Here is a 17,085-nt window from a genome sequence, read left to right on the forward strand (position 1 = left end):
CATGGATGGTCAGTTCATTGACGTCTGGTGCGAGACCTGGCAGGAAATCTGGACTCCGTTGACTGACCGGGAGGATGTTCCGGACGACATTTTCTGTGAGCTCTACCGTGAGTTGACGTGTGCACTCAAAGAGCCTGTGGCTGAGGCTGCAACAGCACTAGTGATCAATGATGCAGTCCAACGGCGGGAGATGTTTGACCGAGCACTCCAGCTTGCTGGGGCTAAGGTCGATCGAGCGACGTATGACGAGATCCTCAACAAGGTGCTCCAGGAGACTGTTTCTGGCTTATCGCCGAACATTGGTTCGCTGGAAGCTGCATTGGACGAGGTCATCAGTGATGTGTCCATAAGCAGAAGAGTGCTGGAACAAGCACTGTCGGAACTGGTCAACGATCCGAAGAAGCGTGCCGAAGCACTGGAGCGGGCAAACGACATCATCATCAACGACAAATCGAGAAGTCTTGATGCGTTCGAGAAAGTAGAAGCCAGTAGCATCGCAAGTGAGGCAGCGCTTATCGGGTTTCTCGAGGCCGCTCACGCTATCATGGGCGACTATGGTGGCAACTCCTTGGCGAGTGCCTACGTTGGCCTGTTGACAGACTTCATTGAGAAGTACAGTCTTCGGTATGACATATGCCCCCCGTGTATGTTGTGTCCAACACTGCCTGGTATCTTCACGAGCCTCTTCCGCGATGCATGCCGGCTTGGATCGGTCAATGGCAACATAGCCGAGCGCCTCGAGGATTTCCAGGAGGCTGTTCATGGCCTGCGACTCGGTCAGACAAAGGGTCGCATCGCTACCTGCATATCGAAGCAGGTGATGCTGCTTGAGGCTATTGGAGCAGCCACAAACAACGTGAAGGGAACCGAATTGGGGGCAATAAGCGATCAGATGCGGCAGTGGCCACACCCCGCCGTGAAGTTGTCGCTGCAGAACCTGTATGGCTTCACATCTGACTTTCCTGGTCTCAGACACGGGACTCCCTCGGCAGGCATGCTTCGTGATTTGGATATGCGTGACTTGGTCGCAATGTCAATCTTGCTTACGGGGTTCACTCCGTACTTCAGTGACCAGATCAACGCGGACAGCGTCTATCGACGTGGCTGATACGGACAACTTCAGCTTCCTTCGGACAGAGTGGCCTGAGGTCTATGAGGCGGCGAGCAAGGCCGCCGCAGCAGCCTATCCAGATCCTCGGACGGCATGCTTCTACGCGCGTCGTGCTCTGGAGCTTGCTGTCAAATGGGTCTACAAACATGACAGTTCCCTGCAACTGCCGTACCAGGACAACCTGGGGGCTCTGATTCATGATCCAACGTTCAAGGCTGTAGCTGGCGAGGCGATTTTTACCAAGGTATGTGTGATCACACGACTTGGCAATCAAGCGGTTCACAGTCATCACCAGATTCTGGAATCAGATTCACTCGAGGCAGTGCGAGAGCTCTTCCATGTGTCGTACTGGCTGGCCCGTACCTATGGACGAGTGGCACCTCCGGATTCGGGGTTGATGCTCGCTTCTGAGTTGTTGCCACGCACGTCGCCCGTTCCTCGGCAGACGCTGGATCAACTGCAGTCGATGGAGATAGCACTCAGCGAGCGCGATGAGAAACTGTCAGTCGTGCTTGCAGACAAGGCTGCGCTGAGCGAAGAGCTCGCGCGTCTCCGCGTCGAAGTGGCAGAAGCCAAGAAAGCAGCTGCCACTCGTCCAGACACACACGACTATGCTGAGGCGGAAACCCGTGACTACTTCATCGATTTGCTGTTGAAGGAGGCTGGGTGGCAGCTCGACCAGGCGCGCGACCGTGAGTTCGAAGTGTCTGGGATGCCCAACAGCGAGAATAAGGGTTTCGTAGACTACGTGCTGTGGGGTGATGACGGCAAACCGCTTGGGCTCGTAGAAGCTAAGCGCACGCAGCGCGATGCACGTGTAGGCCAGCAGCAAGCGAAGTTGTATGCTGACTGCCTCGAAAGGCAGTTTGGCCAACGGCCTGTCATCTTCTATACCAACGGGTACGAGCACTGGTTGTGGGACGACATCAACTATCCGCCACGGCGAGTGCAAGGATTCTACGAGAAGCCGGAGCTGGAACTCCTGATTCAACGGCGCACCAGTCGCAGGCTACTTGGTCAAGCCAACATCAATGAGGAGATTGTCAACCGCTTCTACGAGACGCGCTGCGTTCGACGAATAGGTGAGGCGTTTGAACGCGATCACGACCGCAAGGCGCTAGCAGTGATGGCCACAGGTGCGGGCAAAACGCGCACAGTGATTGCACTCTGTGACGTGCTCATGCGATGCAACTGGGTCAAGCGCGTGCTGTTCCTGGCCGATCGAACTGCACTAGTGAACCAGGCCGTAGGTGCGTTCAAGCGCCACCTGCCCGATGCTGAGCCGGTGAATCTGGTCACAGACAGAGACACCGAGGGTCGTGTGTTTGTGTCCACCTACCAAACCATGATGGGATTGATTGATGAGACACAGGACGGCCATAGGCGTTTTGGTGTGGGGCACTTCGATCTGGTCATCATCGACGAAGCCCACCGCTCAGTCTTCCAGAAATACCGCAGCATTCTTGACTACTTTGATTCGCTGCTTGTCGGATTGACCGCTACGCCAAAGGATGAGGTAGACCACAACACCTACGGCCTGTTCGACCTGGAGGACGGCGTACCCACGGACTCGTACTCACTGGAAGATGCTGTTCAGGACGGATTCCTCGTTCCTCCCAGGGCCGTATCTGTGCCGTTGAAGTTCCAGCGCGAAGGCATCAAGTACAACGATCTCTCCGAGGATGAGAAGGATCGGTGGGATGCACTCGAGTGGAACGAAGACGGGGACGTTCCTGACCAGGTGGAAGCTGCAGCCGTCAACGCCTGGCTGTTCAACCAGGACACCGTGGACAAGGTGCTTGCTCACCTGATGACCCGCGGGCAGAAGGTGGCTGGCGGTGACCGGTTGGGCAAGACGATCATCTTCGCCAAGAATCAGGCCCATGCCGACTTCATCGCGGAGCGGTTCAATGCGAACTACCCTCACTTCAACGGTGAGTTTGCCCGCGTGATCACATGCAAGACTGAATATGCCCAGAGCCTGATCGACGACTTTTCGAAGAAGGACGCAGCTCCCTACATCGCAATGTCTGTGGACATGCTGGACACTGGCATCGACATACCGGAGGTCTTGAACCTGGTGTTCTTCAAGCTCGTGCGCTCCAAGACCAAGTTCTGGCAGATGGTGGGACGTGGCACACGGCTCTGTCCAGACCTGTTTGCCCCGGGGCAGAACAAGGCATTCTTCTACCTGTTTGACTACTGTCAGAACCTGGAGTACTTCAGCCAGAATCCCGAGACGACTGACGGAGCGGTCCCGAATTCGCTGAGCAAGCGCCTGTTTCTGGCCCGGCTGGAGATGATCAGGGAATTGGACAAGGCTGCCGGTGATGCGGGCAGCGGTGTCAGGGAGACCGTAATCCCTGGCGGTGACCCGTCGAATGACGTAGAGATGCGGTCCTCACTCGTGGAACTCCTGCATGGAGAAGTGGCGACAATGAACCTGGACAACTTCGTCGTCAGACCCAAACGGCGTGTAGTCGAGAGGTATGCCAAGTCTGATACATGGACGGTTCTCTCGGACGAAGCCGTGGATGAGCTGTCTCACCAAGTGGCAGGACTGCCTTCGGAATTGGAGGCGGAGCCAGAGGAGGCAAAGCGGTTTGATCTGCTCATGCTCAGACTGCAGTTGGCATTGTTGTGCTCAGAGCCTGTGTTTGAGCAGCTCAGGGAACAGGTCAAGGCGATCGCTGGACTCCTGGAGGAGAAGACGGCTATTCCAATGGTGATGGCGCAAATGCCGCTCATCCAGTCTGTGGCGACCGACGAATGGTGGCAGGACGTGACCGTGACCATGCTTGAACAGGTACGACGACATCTGAGGGCACTCGTCGGGTTGATCGAGAAGCAGAGACGGAGGTTCATCTACACCGACTTCGAGGATGAACTGGGTACGGAGGCTGGCATGCTACTGCCTGGCCTAACACCTGGCCAGGACTTCGAGAAGTTCCGCGCGAAAGCCGAGGTCTTCCTGCGTTCGCGCCAAGACAACGATGCAATCCGGAAACTGCGCAGCAACAGGGCCCTGACAGCATCGGACTTGAAGGAGCTGGAGCACTTGTTGGGCGAATGCGGGGGCACTGCTGGCGATCTAGAACGCGCCAAGAAGGAGGCTCAAGGGCTTGGGCTGTTCGCTCGGTCGCTGGTGGGCATGGACCGCGAGGCGGCCAAACAGGCAATGGACGGCTTCCTGGCAGGCAAGACTCTCAATGCCAACCAGATCCAGTTCGTGAACATGGTTGTGGAGCACCTGACCGAGCATGGTTTGTTGGATACGGCTCTGTTGTATGGGTCTCCCTTCACGGATATTGCCCCGCGCGGGCCCGATGGATTGTTCGATGCAGCACAGGTCAGTGAGCTGCTGGCAGCTCTTGAGAGAGTGAGAGAGACGGCAGTTGCGGCATAACATTCGAGACGTCGTTGTGCCTGAGAAGTGGATGGAATCACGAGGAGGAACTCATGGCAGTATGGGTAGTACGTGGAGGTAAATACGGAGAGCAGGAAGGTATTGCGCTTGACAATGGCGTCTCGGAGATCCGTTGGCTCGAACTTCCGGACCTGTCTCCGGTCGCTCGGGACAGCGATGAGGATTCAGCGCGGGCCAAGTTGGAGCATATGTACGCTGAGGTGTATCCTCAGAATTCACCTGGCTCGCAGGCGGTCAACCGTGGACAAATCTGGTCATTCGTACGCCTCATCAAGAAGGGTGACCTTATCCTCTTGCCTCTCAAGTCAACCCATGCTATCGCTGCCGGAACAGTCATAGGTGACTATGAATACCGCACCGATTTAGGAGACATGGTCCGTCACGTGCACCAGGTGAAGTGGCTCAAAACAGACATCTCCCGGGCTGCCATTCAGCAGGACCTTCTCTATTCGCTTGGATCCGTACTGACGGTATTCAAACCCACTCGGAACGATGCCCAACATCGGCTGCAGGTCATCGCCGAGAAGGGGAGAGATCCAGGACCCGGATATACTCCACTTGGCAAGCCTGATGCTGGCGATGGGCCGCCGGAGGCCATGCCTGATCTCGAGGAAGTCGCAATGGAGGACATTCGAGCGCGCATCAACGCCAAGATGAAGGGGCATGGGTTCGCCCGTCTTGTTGAGGCCATTCTGATTGCAGAGGGCTATACAACGTTCACCTCGCCACCTGGAGCCGATGGTGGTGTCGACATCCTTGCCGGTCGAGGTGCCTTCGGGTTCGATGAACCAAGGATCTGCGTTCAGGTCAAATCACAGGACTCGCCTGTGGACGCTCCTACCGTCTCACAACTCCTTGGAGTCATGTCCGGATTCAACGTCCACGAAGGACTATTCGTCTCCTGGGGAGGATATACGAAGGGTGTCGAGCAGCAGCACAAGAAGAACAGCTTCTTCAGGGTACGTCTATGGGGCGCAGAGGAGGTCATCGAGAAGGTCTTCGAGCACTATGAGGAGCTCCCTGCCGATATCAGGGCAGACTTGCCGTTGAAGCGCATTTGGATGCTGGTTCCCGACGAGGACGCATGAAACATCACATTTTCCTGTTGCACGAAGGGGAGAAGTTGACATCTATGGAGGAACGGGCGTACGATTCGGAGGACCGCCTGCAAGCACTACTGGCCAACTATCCTGAGTTGCTGGGTGGTGACCAAATGGACGAGACCTATCCGCGTCGGTGGCTGCTCGTTGAACGCGAGATCAGCATTCCCGGTGACGAATCAGGAGCCGGCCGATGGCACCTTGATCATCTCTTCATCGACCAGGATGGCGTGCCAACGCTGGTCGAGGTGAAGAGGGCGACTGACACGCGCATCCGGAGGGAGGTCGTCGGGCAGATGCTGGACTATGCTGCCAACGGAGTTCGTTACTGGCCGATCGAGCACATCATGGAGCAATTTGAACATACGTGCGTCGCACGCAAGCGTGACAGCACGGAGGAGCTCGGCGCTTTTCTGGCAGGTTCACAGGAGCCAGAGAAATTCTGGGGAACCGTCAAGGAGAACCTTCGGAATGGCAACGTCCGGATGCTGTTTGTTGCCGATCAGATTCCTGAGGAACTCAAACGCATCGTCGAATTTCTCAATGAGCAGATGGATCCGGCAGAGGTACTGGCTGTAGAAATCAAGCAATTCGCCGAAGGTTCTACCCAAGCGCTCGTGCCAAAAGTCATCGGTCAGACGTCAGAAGCTACTGCGCGCAAGCAGGTGTTGTCCGGACGCAGGTGGGACGAGCCATCGTTCTTCGAAGTGCTGAAGGCGGGTCATACCGGAGAAGTGGGTACGGCGAAACGCCTGCTAACATGGTTTCAGGAATATCCCACGGTTGAGGTTCGGTGGGGGCGCGGGTCTACCGCGGGGTCGTTCATCCCCATGCTCTTCACAGCTGGACAGAAGAACCAATTGTGCGCTGTATGGACCAATGGGACGGTGGAGCTGTACCTGCAGTGGATGGTTCAGAAGCCTCCATTCTCTGATCCAGAAGCGTACGAACAACTCCGTCAGCATGCTGAGAAGTTGCTGAACAAGAAGGTCACCGACGACATGATGCAGAAACGGCCGAACATTCGGCTGACGGAAGTTGCATCTGAAGCATCGTTTGCGCGCCTTACTGACTTCTTTGGTTGGCTCATTGGCCGCATCAATCAGACGGAGGAGAAGCAATGAGAGGTGGATCGTCCGTACGGCATGTAGTTTCTGTGAGCGATTGGGATGACTTTGTGGCCGTGTGCTACTTCGGGCGCGAGGGCGACTGGCTTGACCGTTGCATACGGCGTGCCTACCTGGACATGAACCGTACACTCCACGGCATGAGCAAACTTGGAGAGCTTCATTCGGATTGGAGGACGGCGATGCTCCGCGTCCTGAAGGATCGCCTGACGATACTCCCTGGCGTGCACGCTTGGACTCAGGCGTCGTTTGACGCATGGCACCACGAATCGGTGGACATGCTGAAGAGAATCTCCTCAGAACATGGGTTCTCCTCGTTGTCGGTCGGCCAGGCTCAGAAGTGGATCAACATAAGTGTCAAGTACGCGATTGCTCTTGGAGAGCGTCGAGTGCCAGGGTTCTTCCGCGTGTATGACGTCGCTCATGTGGCTCTGGACAACATCGTGCTGGAACGCCTGACGGAACTCGGGATGTCACCTCTTGGCTGTGCCTGGAGCAGGCTTGATGACTATGGTCAGTATATGGCGGTCCAAGAATGGGTCCGTAAGAACTTTCCCACGGTGCCTGTCGAGGCAGAATACGACCTATGGCTCAGACCGCGGGTAGACGTAGATGCAGAGGAGTCACGAGAATCCTAGCAACAGGTCCGATTGGTCATTGTGCCATAGTCCGGAAGTGATAGCTTGGAGCGGAACGAGACGGTCATTCTTAACGGAGGAACACACGGAGCATCAGCATGACGAATGAATGGGAGGCCTGCATGAAACTTGTTGTTATTCCTTGTGGTAAGAGCAAGATCTGGAAGAAGAACCCTAGAGCTGGTCCACAGAAGGCGCGTGACGCATACACAGGTCCCCCTTTGTAGTCAACCGAGAGTATGCTGAGAGTCGAGGCTGTGATTGGATGATACTATCACCCAAGTACGGCTTCATGCGGCCAGATTTCGTCATCCCTGGCAACTACGATGTCACTTTCGAGAGTCCTGACGCTCTCCTGGGGCCAGAGCTGAAACAACAGGTGGAGAGACAAGGGTTGGGCAAGTACGCCAACGTAACCGTTCTGGGCGGTACTGAGTACGTGCAGATCGTCAAAGACTCATTCTCCAGCTCGAAGTCGAAGCTGGAGGCACCCTTCGTGGGTCCCCGCTTCGGTACTCAAATGGGACTGATTAAGAAGTTTCTGCGCGACGAGAGCAGCCAGGGCAGAAGAAAATAGGGACAAGGCTTGCTGCTTGGCAAGCCCATGGGCTTGCCAAGCGCAATTGGCGTCGCGCTGCTTTCTCTAGATCACCTGCGTCGCTTGTCCCATAGCTCGCCAATGTACTCAGCGTGTTTGACGTCCAGCTTGTAGTTGGTCAGCAATGCGAACCTCAGTATGAGCATGGAGTTCACGTTAGGGTCGTGCAACAATTCCACCCTGGCAATCATGCCCTGCTCTTCCGTCAGCCTGACCTCGTCTAGCGATATGCGGACCCTTGGCATCGAGAGCGGTACCTCCGGCTGCATCCAGAGATCAGGGGCATCATCGAGCATGTCCTCAGGGGCCGAGGTTATCGTTCCCTTTGCCACAATACCTCCTGTTCCTGGGTTATGCCCATTGGCCCGCCATATGTAGACCTCATCTCCGATAGTGATGTCTTTGATAAAATGCTTCTGCCTAATGGCCCAGACAATTTGTTGGTGTTGTCGGGAACTCAGATACTCGTCAATGTGAAACAGATTTGGATTGCCTTGAAATATCCAAGTTAACATGTTCTCATACCTCCTTGAGCTCGTATTCGTGAGTGAGGCGCACGTGAAATCGCTTTGAGAGCAGGACTCCGGCGAAGCGGGGAGACCGCTCAAGAATGCCGCAGCCTCCTCGTTGTGTATTGCGCGCCGCGTTAGTTGTCTTCTTCCCAATCTAGGCGTCGCCATAGAGCCGAATATTCCATTCAGGTTCGTATGACTTGATCAGAAGTCTCTCCAATCGGTCAATCTCCGAATCATCGTCAATGGAACAGACATAGAACGACACGACGTCATGAACCTCGGCGATCAGCGAATTGACATGACAGTTTGTTGATTGACCATCCAGATAACAGTTCTTGGGCGAAATGTGGCCATACCCTTGATTGAGCCTTCTTTCAAACGGGTCATGGCTTCGACCAGCATACTTGATTCCCTCACCGGTTGTGAAGCAGTAGATACCTTTTGTCTTGCTCGGGACTGTTTTTTCGATGGAGAAGTCGCAGAAGACCTTATCTCCATGCTCGTTCAAGAAACGCAGATAGAGGCTGTCGTCAAGTATCTTGAGCCTGTAGAGAAACTCGCCGAGCTTTTCATTCAGAGAACTGGGGTAGCGACGTTGAACTTCTTCCGACAGCCTTGTATACCGTCTGGCGGATAGTGTCTCAGTCAATGTCTTGTTGTTCTTCTGCGCGAAGAGATTGACAATGCTGCGTTCATGGAATCTCATCGGAACCTGAACGAATTCCAGTTGATATCCCTGAACGAGGACTTTCATGGCTCGTGCCGTCCTGATCTGACGAACGAGAGTCTTCGCTCATGAAGGCAGGCGACCAACGGTTTGCATCGGCCGGCCGGAACGTGCCGTAGAGAATGCCCTCGGAGCTGACTCGCCGCAATCAGAAGAATCCGGCCTGCTGCCCGTTGAACCGCTTGGCTAGATTGTATCATGTTGACCAATGTCGAAGATTAGCGCGGTGATCTCCAGACTCTTGACAGGTAGATCGTACAGGCACTCTATTGAGCAGTAGGTACAGTAATCGTCTTTGGGGTTCCACTGCAAGTTGTTTCTAAAAGGGTGGAGCAGGTTGGTTCTCCCGAAAAGGGCATGGTTGCCGTCTTCCAATAATGATCTTACCAGGGCGTCATTGGACAACCCCAGATTCTTGCCAAGTTGCCCGCTGACATAGTCAATATTCGAACCATCGTGGCAGTGGAGGGCAGAAGTGATACCGTCTATAAGTGGTTTTACAATCGTGGAACAGGCTATACGGAGAGAAGAAGGGCTGTTTATGACTATCGATATGCCCCACGGCTTTGCCACGTGGCACCTTTGCCTCAAAGTGATGTTTCCCATTTTGGCAGCATACCAGACGCTTGCACAACTATGAAGAGCAAAAGTGGTCAGTTCAAACGACAAAGACGCCAAGGGTCTGTTGTCTTGCCCTTCGATAGATAAGAACCTATCGTCTAGCAGCAAGTACTCATATTGATGTAGAACAGGGGAGGACAACTGCACCGGGCAGTCCCGAGAAATCTGGTAAGAGCGTTTGAAGACCAACCCTTTCGTAGTCGCATTTGACAATTGGGCGGGACCAATGTTGTAGATCAGTAGATTCTCGACATCTGCATACTTGCTAATCGGGGATCCATATGCTGCATAGAGGATCCTACCATCCACTGAAGGAAGTCCCGCTACAGCCGACCTCAGTTGATTCCTGAACTCAAGAAGCCAGCCCTTCGGTTCAAAGGGTATGCGTGCGACGCTCCATGCTGTCACAGACGAGGTACCTGTCTCAATGTAGTAGTTGGAACTCATGACGCCCTCCCTGCCAGCCGCCAAAACCTAATGCCAATTGAACAGCTTGGTGAGTACTATGTGCGGGAATCTCCAGGCCTCACTTCTTCTGCGACATTAGGGTCTCTCTTAAGGATTCCCTATAGTCCAGGTACGCGTTGGCGATCTCTGCCCCCACGCCATCACCGGACCGCTCGTCGATTGCTCGAACGAATGACTTGGGCAGGATGCGGCTACGGGCCTTTCTCGCGCTGTAGACATCCACGTAGTCGACCCGTGCCATGATCGCGAAGTCAGCAGGGGTAATCTCCAGACGGGTCAGATAGGCGACAAATGGGTTGTTCAAATCATCTTTGTTGATCATGTCTCATTCCTCCATGTCTGTCAGACTCATGCCATATGTATCGCTCGGACTGTGTTTGCCTGGTCACTTTCCGGCTCGTCGACCAAGCCATTTCGTCATCTGCTGGGACTTCTTTGTATATCTCTTTCTCTACTGTATATATTTTCCTTTCTTCTATTATATACCTATTTTAATATATTTCTGCCAGAAGACTATGAACTGAGACCGAACCCACGAAAAAGCCGGCAACCCTACCCACTTCCGAATTGTTCAAGTTTCGTATGTCCTTCGTGTCTTTCGGCGTGCTGGGGGTCTAACCCACGGAGGTACGAGAAATGCCACTCCGTAGTACGGGTGGCTAGACGTACGATCTCATCGGCATGTACGGACAGGCAACAATCGGACATCTCAAGAATACGTTCGCCAGTGGCGAACTGGCATGGGAGGCAGCTGTTTCCAAAATGGAAATGGTTCAACCTGAAAGATGGCGTCGGACGTCTCGAGAGGTTGAGTTCAATAGCATGGATGCAATCTTGGCTCGCTGAGTGGTGTCTGACCATGTTGTTGACGCCAACAAAATGGTCGGTCTTGGCTCTGGTCATCGGGGGGAGTTGAGTATGTGGTGCGGACACGACACGCCGGACCATTTCGCTGCGATTCTTTGATGATGCAACTCGACGATTCATCCTGGCGACGTGGAAAGGTTCGTGGATCCACCCGGTACTCCTATCCCCGTGGATTCCACTATCAATGCAAGTGACCACCTGAGCAGGAGTTAGTGCTTGCTCATCCGCTAACGAGAAGCCTGTGGCTCATTGAGGTACCCACCCTGAAGCTGGCATCCAAGGAGGATGCTGGCAGAACAAAGTGGTATGTCGAATTCAGGCACGAAAGCATCGACTACCGACTGAGCATGACCGATGATTACTTCTTGCAGCGCCTACGGGGGCAGGGCAAGCTTCACGACGGCCCACGACCAGAAAAGTATGTCTGTATCAGCATCGGCGTATACTTTGAACCCAGGGACGCCCACTACAAGCTGGCTGCTGCAGTCCTACCGTAGACGGGTTCTGACGATACAGACGGTCTGGCTGGTCGGCGTCAGACAGCATTTGTGTGAGCCCGCGCTTGGGCTGTGTCTCTGTTGCGCTTAGTCGCCAGTTGTGGTCTGCATGGCCTCACGCGCTTCGTTGACAGTGGGAACCGAGTTCCTACACTATGCTCAGAGTTGACGCAGCGTCGTCAGCGGTATCAGAAACGGGGCTGGTTGCAGTTGCGGAGGGCGCAATGGGGAAAGTCTGTCCGATTTGTGGCGCAGAGATGGTGGTGCGCACGGCAAAGAGCGGCCCGTATGCCGGGCAACGGTTCTGGGGATGCACGGGGTATCCTCACTGCAGAGGGATTCTGCCGTATGACGGAAACGGAGACGATACGCCGGTGAGCATGGCAGGAGATGTCTATCGCAACGCCGAGCCGATCGATCTGCCAAGGTCCGTCGTCTGCAAAGCGAGAACTACTTCTCAGCAGGTCACTGTGTTCGAGTCGATGGCTGTGCCGGCATCACTGCTCAAGTCGATATGCGACGAAGACCTTTCGCTGGACCCGGCAGTGTGGCAGTACCTCGCCCAGTGGCGGGTCGACTTCCCTGCCAACAATCGCGCGCCTTCACTGGATACCGCCGCCCAACGTGTTCTCGCCGTGCTTGAGAAACTGGTGTTCCGAGGGCGGTTGACGCTGCTGTCTGAGTCGCTTGAGCAAAGGATAGCCCTGTTGTTTGGCATCAGACTACCGAGTGCATTCTCGGTGGAAGATATCACTGGGCTGGTCGAACAATGGCCACTCGAGCTGCCACGTGTTGCGCTGGACAGTCCTACCGAGACAGCCTTCTATGACTCTGTTCTCCGAGTAGCGTCACAGCGCGATCCATGGCTCACCGTGGTCCCTCAAATAGAGATCGCGAGCCTGGTGGAATCTGCCGAATTGTCACCGGACAATACCAGGAGACGCGTGGACTTCATGGTATGGCATCTTGGCAACAAGCGCAAGTTCATTATTGAGATTGACGGAGCTCAACATTCCGACCAGCTGGCTGCCGATGCCGATCGCGATCGGGTCTTGAAAGAGGCAGGCTATGAAGTGCTGCGTATTCCTGCACATCAGGTCATGGCAGGGGCAGGGCCTGAGCAGGAGAACGTGCGAGACCTTCTATTTCAGATGTCGACACCTTTGGTTGAGAAGCCACGATCGGTGCAGACTGTGTACCTCAAGGCGGTCACGGTGGCACACCAAATCCAGGTACTCCTCGTACAAGGGATGAAATACGGACGCCTGTCGCTGACGGAACCAAAGTCCTGGTCTATCAGTACAGACCTGGATCGTCTTGCATGGTTCGATCCAGAAATCACGCACCTGCTCGTCGCTGCGGCGATTGAAGACTTCGTCCGGCTTCTGCGGGCGGTTGCCAGCGTACATGGCTGCACTGTCGGGAAAGGCATGCCGACATGTGCGTTCGAGAATTCTGGTAAGGATGGTTTCACTGGAAGCGCGATGACCATCCTATTTGACCCTCGGTCCGAATCTGGGGAGTCATGCTTTCAACTCCTACCCTGTGCGTTGCCATTCCACGCCTCCATGGCATTCTACTCGCCCGTCGAGCAAGTGACTCCAGCGCTGTCTCCCGCCGACAAAACCCTGCAGTTTCTCCTCCAGTACCTCTTTCGCTTTGAGAAGTTCGGTGACGAACAGCGGGATGCAGTCAAGCGTGTCTTGGCCGGCAAGGACACATTGGCCCTTCTTCCCACCGGAGCAGGCAAGTCCCTGATCTACCAATTCGCATCGTTGCTGCTGCCGGGGAGAACAATCGTCATCGACCCACTTGTCTCACTGATGGATGATCAGGTCGAGGGCCTGAGAGCAAAGGGTATTGACCGTATCACCGCCATCAATAGCAGCACATCGACAACAGTGCGCACCCAATTGATTCAGCTCCTGGGGCAGGGAGAGTATCTCTTTGCCTTCGTGTCGCCTGAACGCTTCCAGATCAAGGAGTTTCGATCAGCGCTGACTTCCCTGACCAGCCACACGTGTGTCTCCGTCATCGTCATCGACGAGGTACACTGCGTCTCTGAGTGGGGACACGACTTTCGTCCGGCGTATCTCAATCTGGGCCGCACTGCCCGCAGGTACTGTGCTGCAGAAGACGGACATGTTCCTCCGATACTGGGACTTACCGGCACTGCGTCCCGAGCCGTCCTGCGCGATGTCCAGCGTGAACTACAGCTGCAAGATTTCGACTCGGTCATTACGCCCAAGACGTTCGACCGGGAGAATCTGCATTTCATGGTCTTCTCGGCGAAGTCATCCGAAAAGTGGGGCCGCCTGGAGGGGCTTCTTGGCCAACGCCTTCCTTCGTTGTTCGGCGTCACAACGGGTCAGTTCTTTGGCGCAAATGGCGACAATACCTACGCAGGTCTGGTGTTTTGCCCGCACGTCAATGGGTCCTTCGGCGTTGTCGAGATCGCCACAAAGCTGAACCAAGACCTCAGGATCCCCGTCAACTTCTACAGCGGGAAGGCCCCAGATGGGCATGGATCGGGAGAATACACGCGAGAGAAAACTGAGGTGGCGAAGAAGTTCAAGCGGAACAAGATTCCGGTGCTCGCCTGTACAAGTGCGTTTGGCATGGGCATCGACAAGCCGAACATCCGATATACGGTCCACTATGGAATACCAGGGTCGATCGAGTCCTTCTATCAGGAGGCCGGCCGTGCTGGTCGGGCAAGGACTGAGCCACTGGAGCCAGCATACTGCTGCATTATTGTTTCCAACGACGATGCCGGCCGAGCAGAGAGATTGCTCTCGATGAGGACTTCTGTCGAAGAAGTGGCGCAGGTCGTCAAAGACACGAAGTACGCTGATTCTGACGACACGATTCGGAGGCTCTTCTTCCATGTGACGGCATTTCGCGGTGCTTCGACTGAACTTGATGAAGTTGCGCGCGTGCTTGAGCGTGTGGGGGCTGTAAGCATGAGGCATGACGCAGTTGCTGTACCGTTTGCCACCGCTCGGGCAGGTGGAGCCAGAGGTGACGCACGAATGCCAACCGAGAAGGCACTGCACCGGCTGCTTATCGTCGGTGTGATCAGCGACTACACTCTTGACTATTCCAAACAGCAATTCGAGGTCGACATCACGGGTGCCACAAGAACCGACATGGTCGCCTCCTACACCAAGTACGTTGAAAGCTATTTGGCCAGCATGCGTGCCCCGGAGCAGGCAAAGGCGGAGGCTCTTACGTCGCCTGATGGCAAGCCGTTTATTCTTGACCTGGTGCGCCTGCTGCTGGACTTCGTCTATCACGAGATCGAACAGTCTCGCCGCCGCAATCTTGCTGAGATGCTCCGTGCTTGTCAGCATTCTGGCGAGGATGCCTTGCGCCAGAGTATCTTGCGCTACCTGGAGCGAACCCAGTTTTCAGACCAGCTGGACGCCGTTGTTGCGGACGCGCAAGCGGGAATCCGTCTCGTCCAGGACGTCGCAGGGTTGGTCGCGTCGCCGAACGAGGCCGCCGAACTCCGAGGCCAGGTGTCGCGCTATCTCAGCAGCTATGCAACACATCCCGGACTTCTGATGTTGCGGGCCGTCGCGGAAGCGATGTGTCGCGATGCGGATGCGGACATCGTTCATCGTGAGTTCACCAATGCCATCGAGTCTGCTTTCACCGGGTTTGGTCTCGATCGCACGCAGGTGCTATACGAATTTGCCACATGGGGTGTTTCTACGATCGGGGAACGGGACGGCCAATTGGGGTCCGAAATTGCCGAAGAATTGCTACGCCTGAGTCCCGATCGCGATTTCGCACGTCATCTCGTCAAGGCGGCACCGTCCATACGACACGTGCCTGCATGGTTCCTGATTGAACAGGCAAGCAGTCTGGCTGACAAGACTACGTCATAGGGAGGGGGAGCGACATGACAGATGAAGAGAGATTCTTGAAAGCAGAGGAGGCAGCGACCCGGCTCGCTGAATCGCTGACGCGTCTCAAGGAAGAAATGGGGTCCTACCGCGAAGCGGCTGGTCGGCTCGACGGAGCAGTGGCAGCAGTTTCCGGGCTTTCTGACCAGGTCGTGAACGTGGCTCAAAGCGCCCAACAGGGGCTGGACGCGATTCGCAGTGCGGGTGGCCCTGAACTACTAACGCGCATCGACGCTGCCAGACAGGATATTGGTCATGTGCAATCTGACATGAACAGGCAACTGGAGCCACTGCCGGGTATGGGGGGTGACATCACCGGGCTTGATCAGGCCGTTCATGCCGTCTCAGAGAAGGTGATAGCTGTCGGCAAGAACGTCCAGGCACTTCTGTGGCTCACCATCTCGGCACTTGTCATTTCCGTGGCCGCTCTCGTCATGGTCATTGTCGCGCGCTTGCCCTAGGTAGCTGCAGTGAGGGGTCCCAAACCAGGGGCTCCTCATACGTCTTTACGTGACGGGATCAGGAGGCCTGCTGCTGTCTGTTGATCGCTTCGCCGATCGATGCAGCGAGCTGCTTCGGATCATAGGCGGCCTGCGCCCTGACGTGTAGGAGAGGCAATCCAGCTTTTGCCAGGACTCCGTCCACGAACGCGTCACGTTCTTGCCGGTCTTCGCGGTCATGTGAGGAATCGTCCAGTTCTATGGCGAGGACAGGTGAGATCGTACTCTTCTCAAAGAGCGCAAAATCGACGGACTTGCGGTCCACCTTGTTGTGAAATGCCAGGTAAGATCCAGTTCCGTTCTTGACAGTCACGAGGTTGTTGAGTGATACTTGTGGGAAGATGTAGTACTTGGAACTGTCGGTCACCTGTTCCAGCACGCCGAAGAACGAGCGCTCCGCCCTGGACATCAGGTACCGCTTGAGGACGTAGGGCAGGTCCCCAAGTTTCTCCGAAGGTGTTCCCTTGTTTCGAGAGCCTTTAGTAGACTGAAGTACGAGAAGAGCCACGACAATCAGGATGATCCACCAATACTGTTTGAGAAGCGTCAGCAACATGCTTACACCCCCTTCAGGAATCTGCAACAATCACATGATACCACATCTACCATATGGACAGCATACTGGAATCGTCTGGCTAGACGGATCATTTGGGGTAGACCGGCAATTTCAAGAGCGCGAGGGTGACGGGAAGGTCTTGTGCCAGACCTCGCATTGAAGCCATCACACGGCAGTTGTTTCCAAAATGGAAATGGTTCAACCTGAAAGATGACGTCGGACGTCTCGACAGATCGAGTCCAACAGCATGGGTGCAATCCTGGCTCGCTGAGCGGGGTTGACCATTCTGTTGACGCCAACAAGATGGTCGGTCTTGGCTCTGGTCATCAGGGGGTGAGGATGTAGTGCTGGCACGACACGCCAGACCATTTCGCTACGATTCTTCATAATGCAACTTAGCTCTTGCCATGACGTGACCATTT

The 17,085-nt window shown here is 55.2% G+C and carries 14 protein-coding genes; 9 read left to right on the forward strand and 5 right to left on the reverse strand.

Going from position 1 to position 17,085, the window contains the following annotated elements:
* Position 1: 1 nt before the first annotated feature.
* The 6 genes from SMC3_RS09510 to SMC3_RS01360 all read left to right on the forward strand — a co-directional run bounded on the left by SMC3_RS09510 (position 2) and on the right by SMC3_RS01360 (position 7,980).
* Positions 2-1,108: a hypothetical protein gene (locus SMC3_RS09510; RefSeq protein ID WP_207799220.1), complete on the forward strand. Its 1,107-nt coding sequence runs from the start codon at positions 2-4 to the stop codon at positions 1,106-1,108.
* Entirely contained in the window at positions 1,101-4,517 is a 3,417-nt protein-coding gene (locus SMC3_RS01340) for a DEAD/DEAH box helicase family protein (RefSeq protein ID WP_207799605.1), read from the forward strand. The genes SMC3_RS09510 and SMC3_RS01340 overlap by 8 nt, the downstream gene beginning before the upstream one ends.
* 53 nt (positions 4,518-4,570) lie before the next feature.
* Complete coding sequence (locus tag SMC3_RS01345; protein ID WP_119089733.1) at positions 4,571-5,626, forward strand: restriction endonuclease; 1,056 nt, start codon at positions 4,571-4,573, stop codon at positions 5,624-5,626.
* The gene (locus SMC3_RS01350) at positions 5,623-6,762 is read left to right on the forward strand and encodes a hypothetical protein (protein ID WP_119089734.1); all 1,140 of its coding nucleotides are present in this window, start codon (positions 5,623-5,625) and stop codon (positions 6,760-6,762) included. The genes SMC3_RS01345 and SMC3_RS01350 overlap by 4 nt, the downstream gene beginning before the upstream one ends.
* Positions 6,759-7,403, forward strand: a complete 645-nt coding sequence (locus SMC3_RS01355; RefSeq protein ID WP_119088192.1) for a hypothetical protein — start codon at positions 6,759-6,761, stop codon at positions 7,401-7,403. The genes SMC3_RS01350 and SMC3_RS01355 overlap by 4 nt, the downstream gene beginning before the upstream one ends.
* A gap of 265 nt (positions 7,404-7,668) precedes the next feature.
* Positions 7,669-7,980: a DUF6884 domain-containing protein gene (locus SMC3_RS01360; RefSeq protein ID WP_119088193.1), complete on the forward strand. Its 312-nt coding sequence runs from the start codon at positions 7,669-7,671 to the stop codon at positions 7,978-7,980.
* Positions 7,981-8,051: 71 nt separating this feature from the next.
* Here SMC3_RS01360 and SMC3_RS01365 read toward each other — a convergent pair whose 3' ends face one another.
* From SMC3_RS01365 to SMC3_RS01380, 4 genes are all read right to left on the reverse strand, one after another.
* Positions 8,052-8,681, reverse strand: coding sequence for an EVE domain-containing protein (locus tag SMC3_RS01365; RefSeq protein WP_119088194.1), 630 nt, complete (start codon positions 8,679-8,681; stop codon positions 8,052-8,054).
* Positions 8,668-9,270, reverse strand: a complete 603-nt coding sequence (locus SMC3_RS01370; RefSeq protein ID WP_119088195.1) for a GIY-YIG nuclease family protein — start codon at positions 9,268-9,270, stop codon at positions 8,668-8,670. Before SMC3_RS01370 ends, SMC3_RS01365 begins: the two co-directional genes overlap by 14 nt.
* Positions 9,271-9,429: 159 nt before the next feature.
* Positions 9,430-10,311 (reverse strand): hypothetical protein, encoded by an 882-nt coding sequence (locus tag SMC3_RS01375; RefSeq protein WP_119088196.1) that lies wholly within the window; start codon positions 10,309-10,311, stop codon positions 9,430-9,432.
* A gap of 79 nt (positions 10,312-10,390) precedes the next feature.
* Entirely contained in the window at positions 10,391-10,654 is a 264-nt protein-coding gene (locus SMC3_RS01380; RefSeq protein ID WP_119088197.1) for a hypothetical protein, read from the reverse strand.
* Positions 10,655-11,411: 757 nt separating this feature from the next.
* Between SMC3_RS01380 and SMC3_RS09865 the strand changes: the two genes are divergently transcribed.
* The 3 genes from SMC3_RS09865 to SMC3_RS01395 all read left to right on the forward strand — a co-directional run bounded on the left by SMC3_RS09865 (position 11,412) and on the right by SMC3_RS01395 (position 16,068).
* Positions 11,412-11,696, forward strand: coding sequence for a dual OB domain-containing protein (locus SMC3_RS09865; RefSeq protein ID WP_119088198.1), 285 nt, complete (start codon positions 11,412-11,414; stop codon positions 11,694-11,696).
* Positions 11,697-11,920: 224 nt separating this feature from the next.
* Positions 11,921-15,589 carry a RecQ family ATP-dependent DNA helicase gene (locus tag SMC3_RS01390; RefSeq protein ID WP_207799607.1) on the forward strand — a complete coding sequence of 1,223 codons (3,669 nt, stop codon included), beginning with the start codon at positions 11,921-11,923 and terminating at the stop codon, positions 15,587-15,589.
* 14 nt (positions 15,590-15,603) lie between these two features.
* Positions 15,604-16,068, forward strand: a complete 465-nt coding sequence (locus tag SMC3_RS01395) for a hypothetical protein (RefSeq protein ID WP_119089736.1) — start codon at positions 15,604-15,606, stop codon at positions 16,066-16,068.
* Positions 16,069-16,126: 58 nt separating this feature from the next.
* Here SMC3_RS01395 and SMC3_RS01400 read toward each other — a convergent pair whose 3' ends face one another.
* Positions 16,127-16,663 carry a DUF2726 domain-containing protein gene (locus tag SMC3_RS01400; RefSeq protein WP_119088202.1) on the reverse strand — a complete coding sequence of 179 codons (537 nt, stop codon included), beginning with the start codon at positions 16,661-16,663 and terminating at the stop codon, positions 16,127-16,129.
* Positions 16,664-17,085 lie beyond the last annotated feature (422 nt).

Source organism: Candidatus Cryosericum hinesii (genome assembly GCF_003570985.1).
Classification (GTDB): Bacteria; Caldisericota; Caldisericia; order Cryosericales; family Cryosericaceae; genus Cryosericum; species Cryosericum hinesii.